The 20,886-nt window shown below is 64.2% G+C and carries 22 protein-coding genes; 7 read left to right on the top strand and 15 right to left on the bottom strand.

What is annotated here, in order from left to right:
• Nucleotides 1–6: 6 nt before the first annotated feature.
• From ABEH27_RS00210 to ABEH27_RS00165, 10 genes are all read right to left on the bottom strand, one after another.
• The gene (locus tag ABEH27_RS00210; protein ID WP_346611635.1) at nt 7–1,689 is read right to left on the bottom strand and encodes a thiamine pyrophosphate-binding protein; all 1,683 of its coding nucleotides are present in this window, start codon (nt 1,687–1,689) and stop codon (nt 7–9) included.
• Nucleotides 1,682–2,479: an SDR family oxidoreductase gene (locus ABEH27_RS00205; RefSeq protein WP_346611634.1), complete on the bottom strand. Its 798-nt coding sequence runs from the start codon at nt 2,477–2,479 to the stop codon at nt 1,682–1,684. Before ABEH27_RS00205 ends, ABEH27_RS00210 begins: the two co-directional genes overlap by 8 nt.
• Before the next feature lies 1 nt (nt 2,480).
• On the bottom strand, nt 2,481–3,299 hold the full coding sequence (locus ABEH27_RS00200) for an IclR family transcriptional regulator (RefSeq protein WP_346612063.1): 819 nt from the start codon (nt 3,297–3,299) through the stop codon (nt 2,481–2,483).
• A gap of 5 nt (nt 3,300–3,304) precedes the next feature.
• Nucleotides 3,305–4,162: an alpha/beta fold hydrolase gene (locus ABEH27_RS00195; RefSeq protein ID WP_346611633.1), complete on the bottom strand. Its 858-nt coding sequence runs from the start codon at nt 4,160–4,162 to the stop codon at nt 3,305–3,307.
• 4 nt (nt 4,163–4,166) lie between these two features.
• Nucleotides 4,167–4,706, bottom strand: coding sequence for a cupin domain-containing protein (locus ABEH27_RS00190; protein ID WP_346611632.1), 540 nt, complete (start codon nt 4,704–4,706; stop codon nt 4,167–4,169).
• Between the two features lie 15 nt (nt 4,707–4,721).
• Nucleotides 4,722–5,489: an SDR family oxidoreductase gene (locus tag ABEH27_RS00185; protein ID WP_346611631.1), complete on the bottom strand. Its 768-nt coding sequence runs from the start codon at nt 5,487–5,489 to the stop codon at nt 4,722–4,724.
• Nucleotides 5,486–6,262, bottom strand: coding sequence for an ABC transporter permease (locus ABEH27_RS00180; protein ID WP_346611630.1), 777 nt, complete (start codon nt 6,260–6,262; stop codon nt 5,486–5,488). The genes ABEH27_RS00185 and ABEH27_RS00180 overlap by 4 nt, the downstream gene beginning before the upstream one ends.
• 29 nt (nt 6,263–6,291) lie before the next feature.
• On the bottom strand, nt 6,292–7,293 hold the full coding sequence (locus tag ABEH27_RS00175) for an ABC transporter substrate-binding protein (protein ID WP_346611629.1): 1,002 nt from the start codon (nt 7,291–7,293) through the stop codon (nt 6,292–6,294).
• 31 nt (nt 7,294–7,324) lie between these two features.
• Nucleotides 7,325–8,155 carry an ABC transporter ATP-binding protein gene (locus ABEH27_RS00170; RefSeq protein ID WP_346612062.1) on the bottom strand — a complete coding sequence of 277 codons (831 nt, stop codon included), beginning with the start codon at nt 8,153–8,155 and terminating at the stop codon, nt 7,325–7,327.
• Between the two features lie 438 nt (nt 8,156–8,593).
• Complete coding sequence (locus ABEH27_RS00165) at nt 8,594–9,475, bottom strand: DMT family transporter (protein ID WP_346611628.1); 882 nt, start codon at nt 9,473–9,475, stop codon at nt 8,594–8,596.
• A 236-nt stretch (nt 9,476–9,711) separates the two neighbouring features.
• Between ABEH27_RS00165 and aceK the strand changes: the two genes are divergently transcribed.
• Nucleotides 9,712–11,421 (top strand): bifunctional isocitrate dehydrogenase kinase/phosphatase, encoded by a 1,710-nt coding sequence (gene aceK / locus ABEH27_RS00160; protein WP_346611627.1) that lies wholly within the window; start codon nt 9,712–9,714, stop codon nt 11,419–11,421.
• A 43-nt stretch (nt 11,422–11,464) separates the two neighbouring features.
• On the opposite strand, the gene ABEH27_RS00155 is transcribed toward aceK, so the two are convergent.
• Nucleotides 11,465–12,325, bottom strand: a complete 861-nt coding sequence (locus tag ABEH27_RS00155; RefSeq protein ID WP_346611626.1) for a DUF6279 family lipoprotein — start codon at nt 12,323–12,325, stop codon at nt 11,465–11,467.
• Between the two features lie 130 nt (nt 12,326–12,455).
• On the opposite strand from ABEH27_RS00155, the gene ABEH27_RS00150 reads away from it, so the two are divergent.
• Nucleotides 12,456–13,292, top strand: a complete 837-nt coding sequence (locus ABEH27_RS00150; protein WP_346611625.1) for a S1-like domain-containing RNA-binding protein — start codon at nt 12,456–12,458, stop codon at nt 13,290–13,292.
• A gap of 2 nt (nt 13,293–13,294) precedes the next feature.
• Here the strand turns inward: ABEH27_RS00150 and ABEH27_RS00145 are convergent, their stop codons facing one another.
• Together ABEH27_RS00145 and ABEH27_RS00140 are read right to left on the bottom strand one after the other, a co-directional pair.
• The gene (locus ABEH27_RS00145) at nt 13,295–13,675 is read right to left on the bottom strand and encodes a hypothetical protein (RefSeq protein WP_346611624.1); all 381 of its coding nucleotides are present in this window, start codon (nt 13,673–13,675) and stop codon (nt 13,295–13,297) included.
• Between the two features lie 190 nt (nt 13,676–13,865).
• On the bottom strand, nt 13,866–15,335 hold the full coding sequence (locus tag ABEH27_RS00140; RefSeq protein ID WP_346611623.1) for a right-handed parallel beta-helix repeat-containing protein: 1,470 nt from the start codon (nt 15,333–15,335) through the stop codon (nt 13,866–13,868).
• A 244-nt stretch (nt 15,336–15,579) separates the two neighbouring features.
• Here ABEH27_RS00140 and ABEH27_RS00135 point away from each other — a divergent pair, with 244 nt between their 5' ends.
• The 3 genes from ABEH27_RS00135 (at nt 15,580) to def (ending at nt 17,426) form a co-directional block, all read left to right on the top strand.
• Nucleotides 15,580–15,759, top strand: a complete 180-nt coding sequence (locus tag ABEH27_RS00135; protein ID WP_346611622.1) for a CsbD family protein — start codon at nt 15,580–15,582, stop codon at nt 15,757–15,759.
• 180 nt (nt 15,760–15,939) lie between these two features.
• Nucleotides 15,940–16,893 (top strand): YihY/virulence factor BrkB family protein, encoded by a 954-nt coding sequence (locus tag ABEH27_RS00130; protein WP_346611621.1) that lies wholly within the window; start codon nt 15,940–15,942, stop codon nt 16,891–16,893.
• Entirely contained in the window at nt 16,890–17,426 is a 537-nt protein-coding gene (gene def / locus ABEH27_RS00125; RefSeq protein ID WP_346611620.1) for a peptide deformylase, read from the top strand. Before ABEH27_RS00130 ends, def begins: the two co-directional genes overlap by 4 nt.
• Here the strand turns inward: def and ABEH27_RS00120 are convergent.
• The gene (locus tag ABEH27_RS00120) at nt 17,381–17,830 is read right to left on the bottom strand and encodes a GNAT family N-acetyltransferase (protein ID WP_346611619.1); all 450 of its coding nucleotides are present in this window, start codon (nt 17,828–17,830) and stop codon (nt 17,381–17,383) included. The two genes, def and ABEH27_RS00120, sit on opposite strands and share 46 nt — an antisense overlap.
• A 276-nt stretch (nt 17,831–18,106) precedes the next feature.
• Here ABEH27_RS00120 and ABEH27_RS00115 point away from each other — a divergent pair, with 276 nt between their 5' ends.
• The gene (locus ABEH27_RS00115) at nt 18,107–18,364 is read left to right on the top strand and encodes a DUF2790 domain-containing protein (protein ID WP_346611618.1); all 258 of its coding nucleotides are present in this window, start codon (nt 18,107–18,109) and stop codon (nt 18,362–18,364) included.
• A 65-nt stretch (nt 18,365–18,429) separates the two neighbouring features.
• Here the strand turns inward: ABEH27_RS00115 and ABEH27_RS00110 are convergent, their stop codons facing one another.
• Entirely contained in the window at nt 18,430–19,791 is a 1,362-nt protein-coding gene (locus ABEH27_RS00110; RefSeq protein ID WP_346611617.1) for a PLP-dependent aminotransferase family protein, read from the bottom strand.
• 76 nt (nt 19,792–19,867) lie between these two features.
• Between ABEH27_RS00110 and ABEH27_RS00105 the strand changes: the two genes are divergently transcribed.
• Nucleotides 19,868–20,833, top strand: a complete 966-nt coding sequence (locus ABEH27_RS00105; protein WP_346611616.1) for a threonine dehydratase — start codon at nt 19,868–19,870, stop codon at nt 20,831–20,833.
• The last annotated feature ends 53 nt before the right edge of the window (nt 20,834–20,886 follow it).

Genomic DNA, 20,886 nt, shown 5'->3' with positions numbered 1-20,886 from the left:
GGGTCCTCAGGCTGTGGCCTTCTGCGCCTTGGTTTCGCTGTTGGGCGGGCCGGCGAACTGGGTGGCGAAACCGCCGACGCTGAGCATGTCCACTTCCAGCAGGAACGGGCCTTGTGCGCTCAGGGCGCCTTCGAGCACCTCGCCGAAGTGTTTCAGGTCGCTGACCAGGCCGTGGCGCAGGCCGAGCGATTCGGCAAGCTTGCTGTAGTCCGGCGTGTGCAGTTCGACATAGGCATGCCGGGCGCCGTAGATGGCGTCCTGGATGTTGCGGATGACGCCGTAGCGCTGGTCGTTCATCAGCAGGATGACCACGTTGGCTTTCTCCTGCACCAGGGTCGCCAGTTCACCCAGGTTGAGGATGAACCCGCCGTCGCCGGCCAGGGCGAACACCTTGCGCCCCGGGGCGATTTCGGCCGCTGCCACGGCCGCGCCGATACCCATCGCCAGGCCCTGGCCGATGCCACCGCCGAGCGCGTGCACGCCGGCGAGCGGGTGGTAGAGGTTGAGCAGGCGGTTGCCCCAGATGCTGTTGGACAGGGTTACGTCGCGCACCCAGGTAAAGTTGCGGCCGGTCTGCGCCTGCAACTGCTCGACCAGTGCCGCATACGGGCCAAGGTCTGCCACCAGTTGCTTGCGCGCCTGCTCGCGCACGGCCTTGAGCTCGGCCAGGAAGTTCGGGTCGATGTTCAGGCGGCCTTGCAGGCGGTCGGCCAGGCCTTCCAGGGCCAGCGCAGCGTCGCCGCAGATGAACAGGTCGCTGGGGTAGCTGCGGCCTTCGATGGCCGGGTTGACGTCGATGCGCAGGGTGGTGCGCGGCAGCTTCAGGGCGTATTTGAAGGTCTCGTTGCTGCGCAGGCGCGAGCCGGCCACCACCAGCGCATCGCAGGTCTGCATGAAGCCTTCGACCAGCTTGTTCTGCGAGAACGCCCCCAGGCAGCGTGCGTCGTCTTCGTTGACCACGCCGCGGCCCTGGGTCGAGGTGATCACGCCGACGCCCATGTCGAGCAGGCGCTTGACCTGCGCGCCCGCATGCCGCGCACCACCGCCCAGCCACAGCAGCGGCCGGGTGGCGCTGGCCAGGCGCTCGGCCACCAGGTCGAGGGCCTCGGCGGCGGGGGCTGCGACCGGGATCGGCAGCGGCGACAGGTCGGTCGGCATGGGGATGAAAGCCGACTGGATATCGATCGGGATCTCGACGCTGACCGGGCCGGTGGGCGCGGTCAGGGCGGTCTGCACGGCCAGCTTCAGGGTGCTTAGCGCGGTTTCGACACTGCGTACGCGGAATGCCGCCTTGGACACCGCCTTGAGCATGGTCAGCTGGTCGCGCGCTTCGTGAATGTAGGCCAGCTCCTGGTCCAGGTACGGAGTTTCGATCTGCCCGGTGATGTGCAGCAGCGGGGTGCCGGCGGTCAGCGCTTCGACCATCGCCCCGGCAGCGTTGCCGGCCGCGGTGCCGGTGGAAGTCAGGCACACGCCCAGGCCGCCGCCGCTGCGGGCGTAGGCATCGGCCATGTTGGTGGCGCCGGCTTCACCGCGGGCCATGACGAAACGGATGTTGCCGCGCACGGCGAACGCATCGAGGATCGGCATGTTGTGGATCGAGATGACGCCGAACGCCGCCTTGACGTCGCATTGCTCGAGGAACGCGGTGATGACGGCACCGACGGTGACAGTGTTTTCGTTACGCATGGCGGGACAGGCCTCCGGATACATCGATATGACTGCCAGTGGTGTAGGCCGACAGGGGCGAGGCGAGGAACAGGATCGCCTGCGCCGCTTCCTTCGGCAGGCCAAGGCGGCCCAAGGGAATTTGTTTGCGTTGTGCCAGTTGCGCGGTCCATTGCGGCCAGTCCAGTTCGCGCTCCTCGCGGGCCTCGAAGCGGCGGCGCCATTGCCCCGACTCGACCAGGCCGATGAGGATGCCGTTGACCCGGATACCCTGTTCGGCGAATTCGAAGGCCATCGAGCGCACCAGGTTCTTCAGCCCCGCACGGGCCGCCGAGGTGGCAACCATGTGTGGCTCGGGCTGGCTGGCCAGCAGCGAGTTGACGCACACGATGGAGGCGTTGGCCTGGCCTTGCAGTTGCGCCATGAACGCGCGCACCGGGTGGATGACCGAGAAGAACTTGAGCTGCAACTCGTCGTTCCAGGCGTCATCGGTGGTACTGGCGAAGGTCGACACGCGGCCCTGGCCTGCGTTGTTGATCAGCACCTGGGCCGCGCCGAGCGCGGCCTGGCTGGCGGCGGCAAAGGCCTGCACGGAACCTGCGTCGAGCACGTCGCACACCTGGGCCAGCAGGCGCGCTTCGGGGAAGCGTTCGCGCAACCGCGTTTCGGCGCTGCGCAGGCGGCCTTCGTTGCGCCCGCAGAAGGCCACGCGGGCACCCGCTTGGAGCAGCAGTTCGACGCAGGCGTAGCCGATGCCGGACGAGCCGCCGGTGACGATCACCGTGCTGTCGTGAAGTTGATAGGGGTTCATCTCAGTCCCTCATCAGCGCAGTGACGCGGCCCAGGCCGGCGTTAGGGGTGTAGTTGAGCAGCCGCGACAGCTCATCGGCGCTGCCCCGTACCTGACCCAGCAGGTTGTCGAAATTGACGTGGCCGATCTGCACGGTGGGGATGGTCAGGCCAAGCGCGGCGACCACCTGGCCGCTGGCATCGCGCACCGGGGCTGCGACCGTGGAAATGCTCGGTTCGAAAAAGCCTTCGCCGCTGACATAGCCGCGCAGGCGGTCGGCCTGGACCAGGTCGAACAGCTCCAGCACGGTCTTCGGTGTGCACGCCGAAAACTGCTCCAGGTGTTCTTCCGGGTACAACTCGCGCAACTCGTTCAGGCTCAGGTCGGCCAGCAGGATGCGCCCCAGCACGGTGGCGTGGGCGGGCAGGCGGGTGCCGACGGTGACCGCGCTGGAGAACACCGACGGTGGCGAAACCTTGGCAACGTAGACGATCGAGCGGCCGTCACGCACCACCAGGTTGCTCGGGTAGTTGAGGTGGTCGCACAGCCGTGCCAGCAGCGGCTGGCCCAGTTCGGTCAGCTCCAGCGAGGCCAGGTATTCGAAGCCCAGGCGCAGCACCGACATGCCCAGGCGGTACTCGTTGCCGCTGCGGGTGACGAAGCCCATGGTTTCCAGGGTGGTCAGCAGGCGGAAGATGGTCGAGCGTGGCAGCGACAGGCGCCGGGCCAGTTCGGGGGCGGTCAGGGTACGGTTTTGCCGGCTGAATTCGCACAGCAGCAGCAGGCCGCGCTCCAGGCCCGGGACAATGTACTTGTCCTGGTTTTCCTTCAACGGATCCATATCGTTCATAGCACGCTACCTGTGAGAGAGGCGTCCAGGGCGCGGGCCAGCAGGCCCGTCACCGTGTCGGGTTGTTCGATGGCGCAGGCATGGCCGGCGCCGGGTATCAGCGTGAAAGGCGCGCCGAGGGCTGCGGCCAGGGCCTGGCAGTCGTCGGCGCGGGTGATGCAGTCGGCGCTGCCGCCGTGCACCTCGCAGGGCACCGCCAACGGCGCGTAGCGCAACAGGTGGTCGCCACACAGCAGTTCGATGGCCTGGCGGTAGCCCTGTGGCAGCAACCGCGCCATGTTCCACTGCACCCAGGCCAGGGCCTCGATGCTGGCGCCAGGGGCCAGCAAGTGCACGCTGCGCTCGCGGGCCATCTGTTCGATGCCCAGCTGCTCCAGGCTGTGCAGGCGTTTGTTGCGCACCGCCTGGCCCTGATCGGGTTGCGCCCCGTAACCGCGTGCCGGGCTGATCAGCACCAGGTGGCGGACGCGGCCCGGTTGGGCCTGGGCGAACGCGGCGGCGGTCAGGGCGCCAAGGGAATGGCCGACCAGCACGCATTGCGCGATGCCCAGGGCGTCGAGCGTCTGCAGCAGGCGCCCGGCATAGTCGCAGGCGCTTGGCGCTGCGTTTGGCAATGGCGCGGACTGGCCATAGCCCGGTGCATCCCAGGCGATCACCCGCGCCCGCTCGCTCAAGCCAAGGGCCACCTGCAACCAGCTGGCCGCGCCCGAACCAATGCCGTGCAGCAGCACGATGGCTTCGCCGCTGCCGGCTTCGCGCACCGCTTGCTGGCCTTGGTTCAGGCGCAGCAGGCGGGCGCCGAAGCGCTGGTCGAGCTGCGCGAGCAGCGGGGCGATGGGGGTGATCGGCATCATCGGCTTACCCGCGCTTGATCGACGCCAGCGGGTGCGCTGGCGGGTAGGTCGGGGTGACCGGCTTCTTGGCGCCGAGCATCACGCACATCAGGGCGTCTTCATCGCCCACGTTGATCTCTTCGCGGTACACCCCAGGCGGCACCGAGATCAGGTCGCGGTCGGTGAGGATGGTCTCGAAGCGCTCGCCATCCTTTTCGATGACCACCTTGAGCTTGCCGCGCAGCACGAAGAACACCTCTTCGACATCGGTGTGCAGGTGCGGCGGGCCTTCGTGGCCGGCCGGGATAACCATGGTGGAGAAGGTGAAGTGCTCGGACGCGATGGTGTTCATGTCACTGCCTACACCCGTGCCGCCGGTGCCCACGTAACGCATCTGCGCGCGACGGAACTTGGGGTCGTAGTCGGCTTGGAACTTCAGCGCGTCCCAGTCGTAGCGGCGGGTCTCGTAGCGGGCGATGCGGGTCTGCATCCAGCTGGCGAGGTCGGCGTCGGCCGGGCGGTCCCAGGATTTCGGGGCGTCTTGCTGTTGGGAAAGGTCGGTCATGGGATTCTCCTTTGCTCAGGGCATGACGAACCCGCCGTTGACCGGCAGGGTTTGTCCAGTGATGAAGCGCGACAGGTCGGACAGGGCGAACAGCACCGCGCCACTGACGTCGTCGGGCAGTTGCGGGCGCTGGATGGCCCGTTGTTCGGTGTACAGGCGGTGGCGGGCCTCGGGTACGTAGGCGGTGGCCTCGACCAGCACCAGGCCGGGGGCGATGGCGTTGACGGTGATGCTGGCGTTGCCCAGCTCGCGCGCCAGGCTGCGCGTCATGGCGATCACCGCGCCCTTGCTGGCGACATAGGCCAGCAAGTTCGGCGCACCCCACAGCGGGGTGTCGGAGGCCAGGTTGATCACCGCGCCACGGCCGCTTTCACGCAGGGCCGGCAGGGCGGCGCGGGTCATCAGCCAGGTGCCGCGCACGTTCACTTGCATGACCTGGTCCCAGGTCTCGATGTCCAGCTCTTCGCAGCTTTTGCCGCCGGAGTTGGTGATCGAGGCGTTGTTGACCAGGCCGTCGAGGCCGCCCAGGCGCTTGACCGTGCGCTCGATGCAGGCGTCGATGGACTCGGGGCTGGCCAGGTCCAGGCTGACGCCGCTGACATCCAGGCCCATGCCACTCAGTTCGCAGGCGGCCTGTTGCACACGGCCTGCCAGCACATCGGCGATGACCACCCGTGCACCGGCCTGGGCGATGGCCTGGGCAAAGGCATAGCCCAGGCCGCGGGCGCCACCGGTGACCAGCACGCGGCGGCCTTCGAGAAGGTTGTTGAAGCTGCTCATCATTGGCTACTCAGCATGGCTTTGGGGAGGTAGTGCAGAACGCGCTTCTCGGCCCAGACCACGGCGCCGTAAGCGAGCACGCCGATCAGCGTGAGCATGACGATGGCCACGAACACCCCGGCGGTATTGCCCTGGCCTTCGGCATCCACCAGCAGGAAGCCCAGGCCCTGGTTGCCACCGACCAACTCGCCGACGGTCACGCCGATGACCGCCAGGGTGGAGGCGATGCGCAGGCCAGAGAACAGCGCGGCCATGGCCGAGGGGAACTCCACCAGGCGGAAGATCTGCCAGCGGCTGGCGTTCATGGTGCGCACCAGGTTGATCATGTCCGGGTCGACGGTGCGGATGGCCGAGAGCACGTTGATCATCACCGGGAAGAACACGATCAGGATGGCGATGAGGATCTTCGGGTAGATGGTGTAGCCCAGCCACATCACGAACAGCGGCGCGAACGCCACCTTGGGGGCGATCTGCAGGGCCAGGATGTACGGCGAGAGCATGGCCTCGGCCGACGGCGACAGGCCCAGCGATACGCCGATGGCCACGCCCAGCAGGGCGCCGAGGGCGAAGCCGACGATGATTTCGAAGGCGGTGATCAGGGTGTGTTCGAGCAGGCCGCCGGATTGCCACATCAGCAGGCTTTCCTGGGCTACCCGGCTCAGCTGGGGCATGACGAATTCGGGCATGCCGACCAGCCCCGGGCCCCATTGCCAGAGCACCAGGAACAGGGCCAGCAGGGCGACGCTGCCGAGCATGGATGGGTTGAGGTTTCTCATCGGGCGATTACCTTGTTATGGCCGGGCCGTCATTTGGCTGCGGTGCTGGTTTCGATGAACTGGTTGCTGTAGAGCTCGTCGAGCTTGGGTTCGCGAGGGACGATGCCTTCGCTGACGTAGAACTTGCGTACGGTGTCCAGGCGCGCCGGGTCGATGCGGCCGAGTACGGGCTGGCCGGCGTACACGTACTCCACGTACAGGCGCAGGGTTTTCTCCAGCGACGCTTCCTTGCCGGCGTACGCCGGGACCGCGCGGGCGAAACTGGCGGCGGCGGCCTTGGGGTCGTCGATGATGTCCTGCAGGCCGCGCAGGGTGGCCTTGACCACGCCGCGGACCACCTCTGGGTGGTGCTCGATGGCGTCGTCGGAGGCGAGGATCGCCTGGGCCATGCTCTCGAACACTTGCTCACGGGGGATAAGCGCGTATTTCAGCCCGGCGTCTTCGGCGTTGACCACCCAGTCCGGCACCCCGGCCATGGCCTGGGCCTTGCTGGCCGAGAACAGTTGCCATACGCCCGAGGGGCCGGCGGCCTGGATGTCCACGTCGTCCTTGCTCAGGCCGGCCTTGCGCAGCGAGGCGAGCAGGGCGTAGTAGGTGGTGTCGGAGTAGGACATCACGGTCAGGGTCTTGCCCTTGAGCTGCTGGATCGACTGGATGTTCTCGCCGGCGTTGGTGGCGATCATGGTCACCCCACCGCCACCGAGCACGGCCACCGCGCGCACCGGGATGCCGTTGGGGCGCACGATGATCGGCGTGTCACCGATGGCGCCGCCGACCAGGGCATTGCCGGCGCCGATCTGCTTGGCAACGTCCACCCCGCCCTTGGCGGCGATGAAGGTCAGGTCCAGGTTTTGGGCCTGGTAGTAGCCCTTTTCCTTGGCGATGATCCATGGCGCGAACGCCGGCAGGCTGGGCGGCGCGGGCAACAGGTAGGTGACTTTGCTCGGCTCGGCCTGGGCTTGGGCGGCCAGGCTCAGTGCCAGTGCAGCCAGGGTGGTGTGTGCCACACGCTTGAGGTAGGTGGTGAACATGCTAACTCCCGAGTAATGAGTGGGGCGTCGGTCAGTGCAGGTCGAGGTCTTCGCCGACCTTCAGCAGATCCATCAGGCGGCCCGCCAGCGGGCCGATTTCCGGCAGCTTGCGGCGCTCCAGCGGGTTGTTGCGGTAAGGCAGGTCGATCTCGATTTCCTCGATGATCGTGCCGGGGCGTGCGCTCATCACCAGCAGGCGATCGGACAGGGCAATGGCCTCGACCAGATCGTGGGTGATGAACAACGCGGTCTTCTTTTCCTCGAACAGCATTTGCGCCAGGTCCTGTTGCAGGATCATCTTGGTTTGCGCATCGAGGGCCGAGAACGGCTCGTCGAGAAACAGCACCTGCGGGTCGATCGCCAGGGTGCGGGCCAGTGCGGCGCGCTGGCGCATGCCGCCGGACAGCTGGAACGGGTAGTGGTCGGTGAAGCCTTGCAGGTGGCAGCGCTTGAGCAGATCCTCGGCGATGACCTTGCGCTGGGCGGCGGGCATGCCCTGGATCTCCAGGCCCAGCTCGACGTTGCGGCGGATGCTGCGCCACGGCATCAGCAGGTCTTTCTGCAGCATGAAGGCCACTTTCGGCACCGGGCCGTTGACCGCTTCGCCGCTGACCAGCACCTCGCCTTCGGTGGGGCGGTACAGGCCAGAGCCCATGTTGAGGATGGTGCTTTTGCCACAGCCGGAAGGGCCAATGATGGAAACCACTTCGCCGCGACGGATCTTGAAGTTCACATCACGGATGGCGAACGGCGCGTCGGCCTGACCTTTGGCCGGGAAGGCCTTGCCGACGTTGCGGAATTCGATTTCGGTCGCTGCTTCGTTGCGCTGCGGTTCATGCCATTGCGGGGCGATTGCGTACATCTCTTTCACAGCCATGGGAATGTTCTCTGGTCTGTTTTATAGGTGATACGCCGTTTAGTGCATGAACAATGCCAGATGGGAAATTTCCCCAAATAAACAATAATTTTGTTAATTATTAATAACTTGTGAGTTAGCAGGGAGAAAGTGCATGTTTTATATATAAAACATGGTTTTCTATATGGCACGAAAATGCCCAGTAACCGCGCATGAACTTCAGTTCGTGCGAGGAAGCTGGGCATTTTGGGTAACGCGAAAAGGTAGAGGTTTCGCAGGTGAAACGGCGGGGTATTCATCGCCGGCAAGCCGGCTCCCACAGGAATTGTCGCTTGCCTGAGTGCAGTGCAATACCTGCAGGGGCTGGCTTGCCTGAGTGCAGTGCGGTATCTGTAGGAGCTGGCTTGCCGGCGATTGGGCTGCACAGCAGCCCCCTACAATCCCTCAGGCGGTGCGGCGTGCCGGCTTGAGCACGAGCCAAAGCGCTGCAGCAATCAGCAGGCCGCCGTACAGGTGGCCCATCGACAGCGACTCTTCCAGCAGCCAGGCGCCCCACAGTACGCCGAACACCGGAATCAGAAAGGTCACGGTACTGGCTTTCACCGGGCCGATTTCTGCCAGCAGGCGGAAGTACAGGATATAGGCGAAGGCCGTGCACACCAGCCCCAGGCCCAGCAGCGACATCCATACCTGCCAGCCGCCCCAGCTGGCAGGCGGTTGGGCCCATGCGCTCCAGGCGAACAGTGGCGTCATCAGAAGCGTGGCGCCGAGCATGCTGCCGAGTGCCGAAAGGCGGCTGTCCAGGCCACTGATCCAGCGCCGCGCCAGAAAGCCTGCGAAGCCGTAGCAGGTGGTTGCCGCGAGGCACGCCAGGGCGCCTTGCAGCAGGGCCATGTCGAAGGCTACAGGGCCGGCACCACTGAGGATGCCGACGCCGAACAGGCCCAGGAAGATGCCGCACAGTTTGGCCACGGTCAGCCCTTCGCGGAAGAACAGCGCGCCGATCAGCACGCCCATCAGCGGCGTGGTGGCGTTGAATATCGCCGAGTAACCGGCCGGCAGCACCTGCGCCGCCACTGAATAGAAGGTGGCCGGGATGCCTGAGTTGATCATGCCCAGCACCAGGCAGGCGCCGAGTTTGCCCTCGAAGTTCCAGCGCACCCGCGCGGCGCCCAGGATGGCGACCAGGCCCAGGCAGGCGATCGACACGCGGAAGAAGGCGGTGGGCACGGTGCCAAGTTCCGGGGCGATGATGCGCATGAACAGAAAGCTCGCCCCCCAGACGGCAGCAAGGGTCAGCAGGCGGGCTAGGGCGATGGGGCTCACGGCGGTCTCCGGTACAGGGCAGGGCGCGAGTGTACTTGATGGTGGACGGGCGGTTCTTGTTCATTCTTGCGGTGTGAACCAGTGCCGGCCCTTTCGCGGGGCAAGCCCGCACAGAAACCTTGAGTTGTCTGGTGAATCTGTGGGAGCCGGCTTGCCGGCGATGGGGACGGTAAAGGCTCCGCAAACGTCCACAGCCGACTAAGCTGTCTATCTCACCCCGCACCGAGGTGTCGCGCATGACCCAGCACTGGCCTGCCGGCGAGATCGCCCGGATGATCCTCGATGGCTTCGACGACTACCGCGAGCATTTTCGCCGCATTACCCTCGGTGCCCGCGAACGCTTCGAGCAGGCGCGCTGGCAGGATATCCAGCGGGCGGCGGCCGCTCGGATCAACCTGTATGAACAGAAGGTCGGGGAGGTCAATGGCTGGCTGCGCGATGCGTTTGATGATGAAGTGCTGCTGGAGGTAGAGCAGTGGCCTTTGGTCAAAAGCGCCTACATACGCCTGATCGACCCGCGGCTGGACGATGAGCTGTCCGAGACCTGGTACAACTCGTTGTTCTGCAGCCTGTTCAGCCATGACCAGATCAACGACGGCTGCATGTTCATCCACACCACGCGGCCGTCGATGCGCAGCCACCAGCGCGCTGCGCAAACCTGCACCTATACCCCCGATGGCAGCCTCAAGGGCCTGTTGCGGGCTATCTTCAATGACTACCCATTTGCCTACGCTGACCTTGAAGGCGACGTGTCACGCCTTGAGGAGCAACTGAAGGGCTGCCTGCCGGACTGGGTATGCAAGGACCCGGCGCTGGCCGTGGAGCTGTTCGTGCCGGTGCTGTACCGCAACAAGGGCGCCTATCTGGTCGGCCGGCTGTACAACAGTGATGAGCAATGGCCGCTGGTGATCCCGCTGTTGCACCGCGAAGGCCATGGTATCGAGGCCGATGCACTGATCACCGACGAGGCCGAGGTGTCGATCATCTTCTCCTTCACCCGCTCGTATTTCATGGTCGATGTGCCGGTGCCGGCGGAGTTCGTCAACTTTCTCAAACGCATCATCCCAGGCAAGCACATTGCCGAGCTGTACACGTCGATCGGTTTCTACAAACACGGCAAGTCGGAATTCTACCGGGCGTTGATCAACCACCTGGCCAACCGCGACGACCGCTTCATCATGGCCCCCGGCGTGCGCGGCATGGTCATGAGCGTGTTCACCCTGCCGGGCTTCAACACCGTGTTCAAGATCATCAAGGACCGCTTCTCGCCGTCGAAGACGGTGGACCGCGCCACGGTGATCGACAAGTACCGCCTGGTGAAGAGCGTCGACCGGGTCGGGCGCATGGCCGATACCCAGGAGTTCGCCGATTTTCGCTTTCCCGTGGCCAAGTTCGAGCCCGAGTGCCTGGCCGAACTGCTGGAGGTGGCACCGTCCACCGTGGCCCTGGAGGGCGACACGGTGCTGATCCGCCATTGCTGGACCGAACGGCGCATGATCCCGCTCAACCTCTACCTGGAGCAGGCCAGTGAAGCGCAAGTGCTGGAGGCGCTGGAGGATTACGGCCTGGCCATCAAGCAGTTGGCGGCGGCGAACATCTTCCCCGGCGATATGCTGCTGAAGAATTTCGGCGTTACCCGGCATGGCCGGGTGGTGTTTTACGATTATGACGAGATCAGCTACCTGACCGAGGTGAATTTCCGTCATATCCCGCCGCCACGCTACCCCGAGGACGAGATGTCGGGCGAACCGTGGTACTCGATCGGGCCACATGATGTATTCCCCGAGGAGTTTCCGCCGTTTCTGTTTGCCGACATGGGCCAGCGGCGGCTGTTCAGCCGGTTGCATGGGGAGCTGTATGACGCGGATTACTGGAAAGGCCTGCAGGCGTCGATCCGCGAGGGCAAGGTGATCGATGTGTTCCCGTATCGGCGCAAGGGGCGCTGATTTTGTTGGGGCAATACCGGCCTCTTCGCGGGCAAGCCCGCTCCTACCCCTTCAGGCACTTGAGTTCGCTGAAGTCCGTGCGCACCTTGGCCAGCCGCTCCTGCAGGTACTGACGCTGTGCCGGGCTGCTTTGCTGCAGCAGGTCGATCAACAGGCTGCGGGTTTGCTGCTCGCTGTTCTGAAAGGCAACGCGGTATTGCGGCGTCCACAGGCTTTCCTTGCGCTGCAGCAGTTGCTCCAGGCGCGGCTCGAAGCTGGCATCGCCGCGCTGGTTCATGGCCAGTACCAGTTGTTGCTGCCAGTGCGCGCGGTTGGTGATCGACTGGCGGTTCTGGTCGCCTAGCGCCTGTGACCAGGCTTGCACGCGTTGGCGCTGGGCCGCGCTGAGTTCGCCGAACCAGGGCGTCAGGCGCTTTTCCATGCGTTCTGCGCGGCGGGCGATCTGTTTGGGCAGCGGGGTCTCGTCGTACTTCTTCTGCCGCTCGCTGATGTCGTCACGGAACGCCTCGCGCATTTGCGCCACCTGGGTATCACTCATGCCGCGCAGCAGCTCGGTGGCCGACGGGGTGATCGCTTCGGCGACGCGGCCAATGGCCTGGCGGGCCTCGAGCGTACGCTGCTGCAGGGCCTGGTCGGTCACCTGGCCTTCGGCGACCATGTCGCGCACGCGGTCCAGCCAGTCGAGGTAGCCGGGCAGTTGGGTCTTGCAGTGCCAGGCCAGTTGCTGCTTGAGCCGTTCGTCGAGCAGTGTTTTCTGCTCGCGGTTCATGGCCAGGTAATCGCTGAGCGACCACGGCACCAGCCGGTCGAGGTTGCGGTAGGCCAGGTCCATGCGGTTGCAGGCCACCAGGGCCAGGGCAAATGCACTGGCGATGAGCAGGGCTTTGGACAGGCGTAGAGGCATGTGCAGATCCTTGCAGTGGCTGGCCACTCGGTAGACGCAAGGGCACCCCGAGGGTTCCGCCGAATCAGCGGTCGGGCGGCGCGCTGGCTTCAGGTGTAGAATAGCCGCCTTGTCTTGAGGAACATCGGAAATGGCTCTGCTTGGGCGTTACAACAGTTTGCAAATCGTGAAACACGTGGAGTTCGGCCTTTACCTGGACGGCGGCCCCGACGGCGAGATCCTGCTGCCCGGGCGATACATCCCGAAAAATGCCGAAACCGAGGTCGACGACTGGCTTAACGTGTTCATCTACCTGGACAGCGAAGACCAGCTGATCGCCACCACCGAAAAACCCAAGGTGCAGGTGGGCGAGTTCGCCAGCCTCAAGGTCAAGGACATCAACGGTGCGGGTATCTTCCTCGACTGGGGTTTGTCCAAGGACCTGCTGATGCCTTACTCGGAAGAGGCGCGGCCGCTGAAGATCGGCGATTACTGCGTGGTGCACGTCTACCTCGACAAACGCACCCGGCGCATCACTGCCACCTCACGCCTGGACCGTTACCTGGACCGCACCCCGGCCGACTACCAGGTTGGCCAGCCGGTCGAACTGCTGGTGGCCGGCGAGACGCCAATGGGCTTCAAGGCGATCATCAACAACCGCCACTGGGGCCTGATCCACAAGAACGAAATCTTCAAGTTCATGCGTTCGGGCATGCATGAGAAGGGCTACATCAAGGAAGTGCGCCACGACGGCAAGATCGCACTGAGCCTGCAACCGGTTGGCCAGGCGCTGGCCGAGGGGCTGCATGAGCAGATCATGCAACGCCTGGAAGCCGAAGGCGGGGTGTTGCCGGTGTGCGACAAGAGCGACCCGGAAGTGATCAGCCGCATGTTCAACGTCAGCAAGGGCAACTTCAAGAAGGCCATTGGCGCGTTGTTCAAGCAGGGCCGCATCGTCATCCATGACGACCGCATCGAGCGCGCCTGAAGTCAGGCCTGCAAGAAGGTGCTGAAATCCAGCTGCTCGCCGCCCGGGCGGGTGTCGCGCAGCAGCGAGTCGCGGTCGGCGCTCAGCGCCAGGCTGATGGTCGAGCGGCGCTTGCCGGCATTGCGCACTTCCATCTGCTCCTGATGGGCCTTGATGAAGTTGGTCGGCACCTTGAGGTGCTGCAGCTCATCAGTCTCGGGGGTGTGCAGCAGCAGGTTGACCCAGTCGGGCTGGCCTTTGCGCAGCAGCGCCACCGGCACCTCGAACCACCACAGGTTGCGTTTGCGGTCGAGGGTGGCGAACAGGGTGTTGGCACTGGTGAGCACCGGCTTGGTCAGTGCTTCGTTGCGCCGGGCGATGGCGGCGGGTTTGTCGAGTTTCATGCAGGTTCCTGCGGTGTGACGCTATAAAGGCCTGCATTGTGAGGGGTGGCACGAAGCGGGGCAAGGTTTCCCCCCCGCTTTGTCCGGCCCGGCCTCTTCGCGGGGCAAGCCCGCTCCCACAGGTACGTGCAAACCCCAATGATGTCACTGCCCTGTGGGGCGGGCTTGTCCAGCGAGGAGGGCAGTAGCTTCACCGGCGAACCGGCAGGCTCAGCTCGGAAGTCGCGCCGTCTGCGGTAGTCACAGTAGCCGTGAAGCTGCGCATCCCTCCGGCATTCTCCAGCGCCTGTGCAAACCGCGCCTGCCCCTTGGCATCGCTGTGCACCAGCACTTCCCCCAGATACTGCTCCGCTTCCGTCCCCTCAGCCTCGGCATTACCAAACACCTCGACCCGCATCAGGCTCGACGCCGGCCCTTGCACTTCGCCGCGCAGCACATTGCCGTTCAGCCCCAGCAACCGTGGCGCCTGCTGGTTATGGTTGGGTAGCGGCTGGCACGGTTTGGGTTCGCCCTTGGCATCGCAGATGATCGCCTGGTCCTTTTTCGGCAGGTCCGCACCCACCCCGCGCGAGCCCACGTACAGCGCATGGGCCTGGGCCGGCACACCGAACACGATGGCACCGGTGCGTTGATCCGGCACGCACGAGCCACCGGCTTCGCAGCGGCGGATATCCTGGCTGTTGCCCCAGATGCGGTTGCCGGTCAGGCGCGTGGTGGTGATGTCCGGTTCCGGCCGCAGGGCCACGCCGATGCGGTTGCCGTGGATCAGGTTGCCGTCGAGGATATTGCCCTCGCCGGTAACGCTGACGCCAATCGAATTGCCGCTGAAGGTGTTGGCGCCCAGGTAGTTGCGCTTGCCCCAGTTGATCTGCAGGCCGTCGGAGTAGTTCTCGAAGCGGTTGCGCACCACGTTGTTGTCGTTGCCCAGCAGAATCTCGATACCCTGGGACGGCTCCGGGTTGGCGGCCGTGGAGCGGAACAGGTTGTCGGCCACCAGGTTGAACGCCGCGCCGCGGGTGAGTTCCAGGCCATCGCCGTTGTCGATCAGCTGGTTGCGCAGCACTTTGTTGTTGTTGGTGGTGGTGGCGGTCGGGTTGCCGGCCCCGTCATCGCCAGTCAGCATGATGCCGGCCCCGCCTTTGTTGGCGACGATGCGGTTGTCTTCGATGACGTTGTTGCTGGCGCGGTTGACCAGGATACCGATGCAGAAGTTGCGCACTTCCAGGCCGCTCAGGTGCACACCTTGAGTGTCACGCAATACCAGGCCGGGGTTGGTGGTGGTGCGCACATTGGTGCCGAATTGGCCGGGCAGGGCGCCGGGGCAGGTGCGCACGCCCTGGTCCTTGATGTAGCCGGCGCCGTCGATGGCGATGTATTGGCCGTCGCGCGCCCAGGACAGGCCTGTGATTCGCACCGGGCCCTTGATTTCCGGCAGCGCGCGGGTCGGGCGGATGACGAACGGCGCCTGGCCAACCGCGGCGATATCGATGCGGTAGTGGCCGGGGTTCTTGTTGCTGGTTTCGATGGCCCAGCGCAAGGTGCCGGGTTGGTCATCATCGCTGTAGCGGTCGACCTTCAAGGTTTCGGTGGCCGGTGCGGCGGCCAGGGCAGGCAGCGGCAGCAGTGGCAGCAAGGCTGCGAGCAGAGGCATCAAACGCATGGTGCGGGTTTCCGTAAGCTGTTGTTTTTATAAGCTGGCAACCTGCATCGGGTTGCTGTTTGCAGGCGATTCTAGGGGAGTCAGCCGGCATTGCGCAGAGGTACGCTGCCGATTCGGTGCGGTATTCGCCCGCAGATTTACCGCTCGGCTTGAGATTGAAAAAAAGTTTGAAACTCCTGGCGAAGGCGGCCGGTCCACCTTTTGTCGACACGGATTACGTGTCTCCATTTGCAGGAGATTTGCCATGAGCGGCACTAAAGACAAAGCGAAAGGCCTGGCCAACGAAGCGGTCGGCAACATCAAGCAGGGCGTGGGTAAAGTTACCGACAACGACAAACTGCGTGCAGAGGGCAAGGCCCAGGAACTCAAGGGCGAGGCGCAGCAAGTCAAGGGTGACGTCAAGGATGCTGTGAAGAAGCCTTGATTCTGCAGTGACCGTACCGGCCTCTTCGTTGCAGGGGCGGCCTTCGTGTTGCGACACGTGGCCGCCGCTGCAACGAATGCTGGGTAGCTACTTTCTTGTAGTGAGGCAGGGAGCAGCACGGCAGCCGCGTGGTCTATTAGACTTCCCTGTTGTACTGATCAAGCGGCGAAAGGAGACGCTATGATTTTTCCCGACCTGGGTGGCCTGCCTTTGCACCGCGTACTGGTGCGTACCGTCACGGAATTTCTCGATGACGAGATGTCCACCTATGCCTCGGCGCTGGCCTACCAGATGCTGTTTTCGTTGTTCCCCTTCCTGCTCTTCCTCATAGCCCTGATCGGCTTCTTGCATTTGCCCGATTTCTTCTCGTGGCTGCGCCTGCAGTCAGAGCTTGTGCTGCCGCCCCAGGCGCTGGAACAGGTGAACCCGGTGATTGACCAGTTGCAGCAGTCCAAAGGCGGGTTGTTGTCGGTGGGTATCGTCATCGCCCTGTGGACGGCTTCTGCGGGTGTGCGCCTGATGATGAGCGCAATGAACGCCGCCTACGACGTGCCTGAAGGGCGCCCCGTATGGAAGCGCATTCCACTGTCGATCTTCTACACCATTGGTATCGCTGGCATGTTGCTGGTGGCGGCTGCGTTGATGGTGCTGGGGCCGCAGGTGATGGAGTGGATCGCCGCGCAGATCGGCATGCAGGAGGTCATCGTCACGGTGTGGACCATCCTGCGTTGGCCGGCGATCATCATCCTGATGATGGTGGCGGTGGCGCTGATCTATTACGTGATGCCCGACGTAAAGCAGAAGTTTCGCTTCATTACGCCCGGCTCGGTGCTGGCCGTGGTGGTGTGGATCGTCGCCTCGCTGGGCTTCGCTTATTATGTGAAGACCTTCGCCGACTACAACGCCATGTATGGCAGTATCGGTGCGATCATCGTGCTGTTGCTGTACTTCTACATCTCCGCTGCGGTGCTGTTGCTAGGGGCGGAAATGAATGCAGTGATCGAACACATGTCAGCTGAAGGCAAGGACCCCGGTGAGAAGGATTTCGCGGGTGAAAAACCCAAGGAAACCATCACCGTGCTCGGCCATGAACACCCGGCCGAGCCGCAGACCACCGAGCCGAACCCGCGATGATTCGTGACATTTTAAAGATGGGCGACGAGCGCCTGCTGCGCATCGCCCCGCCAGTGCTCGAGCACTTGATTGGCAGTGCCGAACTGCAGCAGTTGATCGACGACATGTTCGAAACCATGCGCCATGTCGGCGGCGTCGGCCTGGCCGCGCCGCAGATCGGCATTGACCTGCAGCTGGTAATTTTCGGTTTCGAGCGCAGCGAGCGCTACCCGGATGCCGAGGCAGTGCCGCAGACCATCCTGCTCAACCCGGTGATCACCCCGCTGTCGACCGAGGTAGAGGACGGTTGGGAAGGCTGCCTGTCGGTACCGGGCCTGCGCGGTGTGGTGCCGCGTTACAAGCACATTCGATATGAAGGGCTCGACCCGCAGGGCAACCCGATCGACCGGGTTGCCGATGGCTTCCACGCGCGGGTCGTGCAGCACGAGTGCGACCACCTGGTCGGGCGGCTGTACCCTTCGCGCATCCAGGATTTTGCCAAATTCGGTTATACCGAGGTGCTGTTCCCAGGTTTGGACGCCAGCGACGACTGACCGCGTGCCATGGCCATCAGGCTTTTGCTGCGCTGGTAGCGCACCAGGCGTGAGGCCAGAGCTTCGGGGAGGCTGCACGCAGGGGTAAAGCCCAGGCGGCGGTAAAAATACGCAAGGTCCGGGTGGCAGAACAGCCAGGTGCAGCCATCGGCCTGGGCCAATGCCGCTTCTACCAGCTGCGCGGCTACGCCCTGGTTGCGCCACTGTGGCGCTACCAGCAGGCCGGTGAGCCAGTGGCCATCGGCAACCGGGCTCAGGCTCAAACCGGCAATGATGGCGTCACTGCGTGCTACCCACAGCTCACCGTCACTGGCCGCGCGCATGCGCGAGCCGTGCTGTTTGTAAAAATGATTTAACAATCTTCGTTCGAAGTCGGTCAGTGGCGTGCAGAATAGGGCGGTCATAGGTTTCCAGTCGCCGGCGGCTCTAGCCCAATGTTTTCAGGCCTTCAAACCGTTTCGCTTTGTCGCAGATTGTTGCAAAGGCTGCAAGGGTGAATGTCCGAGTTCGGGGTTCAACTATTGCAGGCCGGGAGTAGAATTTCACCTATCCCCCCTGGCAGTACGACGAAGCGGGATCGGTACTTCGTGTCATCTTCGCAGTTGATGACAACTTCTCCGCGCCATTGACGGCATATGAAGTCAATCGATCAGCTTGATTGCTTTAAAGGCCAAACATCCATGAAACCATTACTGATTCTTGCACTGGTCGGTGTGTCCTCGTTCGCCCTTGCCGATGAGGCCAGACCCGTCTCCAGCGAGCCTGTGGCCCAGCAGTACGACTACACCATGAACCTGGACATCAAACGGGTGATCAACCTGTCGACCATCCCCAATGTCTGCGAAGTGGTGCCTGCGACCATGACCTATGAAGACCATCAGGGCCAGGTGCACACCATTCAGTACCGCGCCATGGGCGAAGGTTGCCAGCAGGGTTGATAGCCCAACGTCAGCGGCCTCTTCGCGTCGAGCAGTCGCGAAGAAGCTGCTTTCGTCTTCCCCTTTCATTGCTCCAACAGCACCTGGTGTACGACCTCCAGGCCCCGTTTCAGTTGCGCCCGGCTAGCTGCCGCCGACAGGCTGATGCGCACGGCCTGCACCTGCGACGCGCCAATGGCGAACACGCTGGCTGGGACGACTTCCACACCCTGTTCGCGGCATTGCCTTACAACCTTCTCCGCACCATGCGGCGTGGCCAGCCACGCATGGGGGGAAGGCTGAGCCGTGTTCTCCAGCCGCTCGCCGAGCAGCCTGCGCGTCAGGCGCCAACGCTCGAAAGTCTCCTTGCGCTGCCAGGCCAGTCGCCGCGCCGCCGTGCCGTCTTCGATCCACTGGCAGGCGAGATGCAGGTTCAGCGGCGACACTGACCAGTGGCTGGCCTGGGCGTGTGGATCGACCTGCGCCAGTACCGGCGGGGTAGCCACCACCCACCCCAGGCGCAACCCTGCCGCCACTGTCTTGGACAGACTGCTGATAAAAATCCCTTGATTGCCCAGCAGCGGGTACAGCGGCCGGCTGTCGCTGAGCGCGCCATACACATCATCTTCGATTACCAGCAAGCCCAGGCGTCGGACGACCTCGGCAATCGCCTCGCGGCGACCATCGTCCATGCAGGCGCCCGTGGGGTTGTGCAGGGTAGGTGTGGTGACCAGCACGCGGGCACCGCTGGCGCGCGCGACCCGGTCCAGGTCATCGGGCCGCAGGCCTTGGTTGTCCAGTGCCACGCCATGCACGGGCAGGCGCAGTTGCCGGCAGGCCGCCTTGATGCCTGGTGCGCTCAGGGCTTCGAGCATGACCGGCTCACCCGCCTGGCAGAACGACTGCAGCACCAGTGCCAGCGCCTGCTGGGCACCGCCACACAGCAGCAGCTCGTCCGCCGACAGGGTGAGGCCGCGGTTGGCCAACCAGTGCGCGCCGCGGATTCGCCCCAACAGCAACTGCTCGGGGCCCAGGTAATGATCGAGCAAGCCGCTATCGAGGCGTTGCAGCAGGCTGCGTAAACTGTCGTGCAAATCAAGATTGTGCGGGTCGGCCACCGGTACGTTGGTCGACAGGTCGATCAGCGGCTGTTGCCCATGGTGTTCCTTGATGCGGAACAGGGTGGCTTCCTTGCTGCCCGCCAGCACGTAGGTGCCGCGGCCCACTTCGCCAGCCACCAGGTGCCGAGCGGCAGCTTCGCGGTAGGCCTGCTGCGTGGTACTGGGGTTCAGGCCCAGTTTCCAGGCCAGCCGCCGTTGCGGTGGCAGGCGGTCACCGACCTTGAGCGTGCCGTTTTCGATGGCGTTGGCAATCGCATCGACCAGGGCGAGGTAGCGGGGTTGATCATCATCGACCAGCTGCGGGATCCACACGAAATTGCTACCCATGCAATATAAGGTTTTACCCATACAATGCCCGGCGCATAGGATCGGATCAACCACATACCGAAGAGGGATGATCGCCATGTTCGACCTTGCAGCCCTGCGCGAAGCCGCCGATTACGTTCACCAGCATGTACCCGCTACCCCACAGCACGCCTGGCCTTTGCTGGCCCAGCGGCTGGGCTGCCAGGTGTGGGTGAAGCACGAGAACCACGCGCCCACCGGCGCATTCAAGGTGCGCGGCGGGTTGGTCTATGTGCGCTCGCTGCTGGCCGGTGGCGAGCCACCCCGCGGGCTGGTCACCGCGACCCGCGGCAATCACGGGCAGAGCATGGCCCTGGCCGCACGCCAGGCAGGTATCCCGTTGGTCATCGTCGTGCCCGAGGGCAACTCCAGGGAGAAAAACGCCGCCATGCGTGCACTCGGTGCCGAACTGGTGGAGCACGGTGTCGACTTTGACGTGGCCCGCGAGGAGGCGGCCCGCCTGGCAGACGAACTGGGGTATGCCATGGTGCCGTCGTTCCACCCGGAACTGGTGCGTGGCGTGGCCACCTACGCCCTGGAACTGTTCGAAGCGGTGCGCGACCTGGACTGCGTGTACGTGCCGATCGGCATGGGGTCGGGCATCTGCGGGCTGATCCAGGCCCGCAACCTGCTGGGGCTGAAGACCGAAATCGTGGGTGTGGTGTCCAGCGCGGCCGATGCCTATGCGCAAAGCTTCGAGCAGGGCCGCATCGTCACCACCCCCACCGCCGATACTTTCGCCGATGGCATGGCGTGCCGCGTGCCGCACCCGCAGGCTTTTGCCCTGGTGCGTGAGCATGCCGCGCGCATCGTACGGGTCACCGACAACGAAGTCGCCGAGGCCATGCGGGTGTATCACGAGGCGACGCACAATACTGCCGAAGGGGCGGGCGCTGCTGCGCTGGCAGCGCTGATGCAGGAGCGCGGGCGGCAAGCGGGCAAGCGGGTGGCTGTGGTGCTCAGTGGCGCGAATGTGGACAGGGCGCGTTATGCGCAGGTTCTGATGGGCGATGAAAAATCCTGAATGAATATCGAGGAATAAGTGCTATCTTAATTTGATAGCATTTTTCGATGAAC

Origin of the sequence: Pseudomonas sp. P39-UII1, from assembly GCF_039672635.1 — a bacterium.
Classification (GTDB): Bacteria; Pseudomonadota; Gammaproteobacteria; order Pseudomonadales; family Pseudomonadaceae; genus Aquipseudomonas.
Note: the sequence above shows the minus strand (reverse complement) of the source record. Positions and strands in the feature narration are given on the sequence as shown.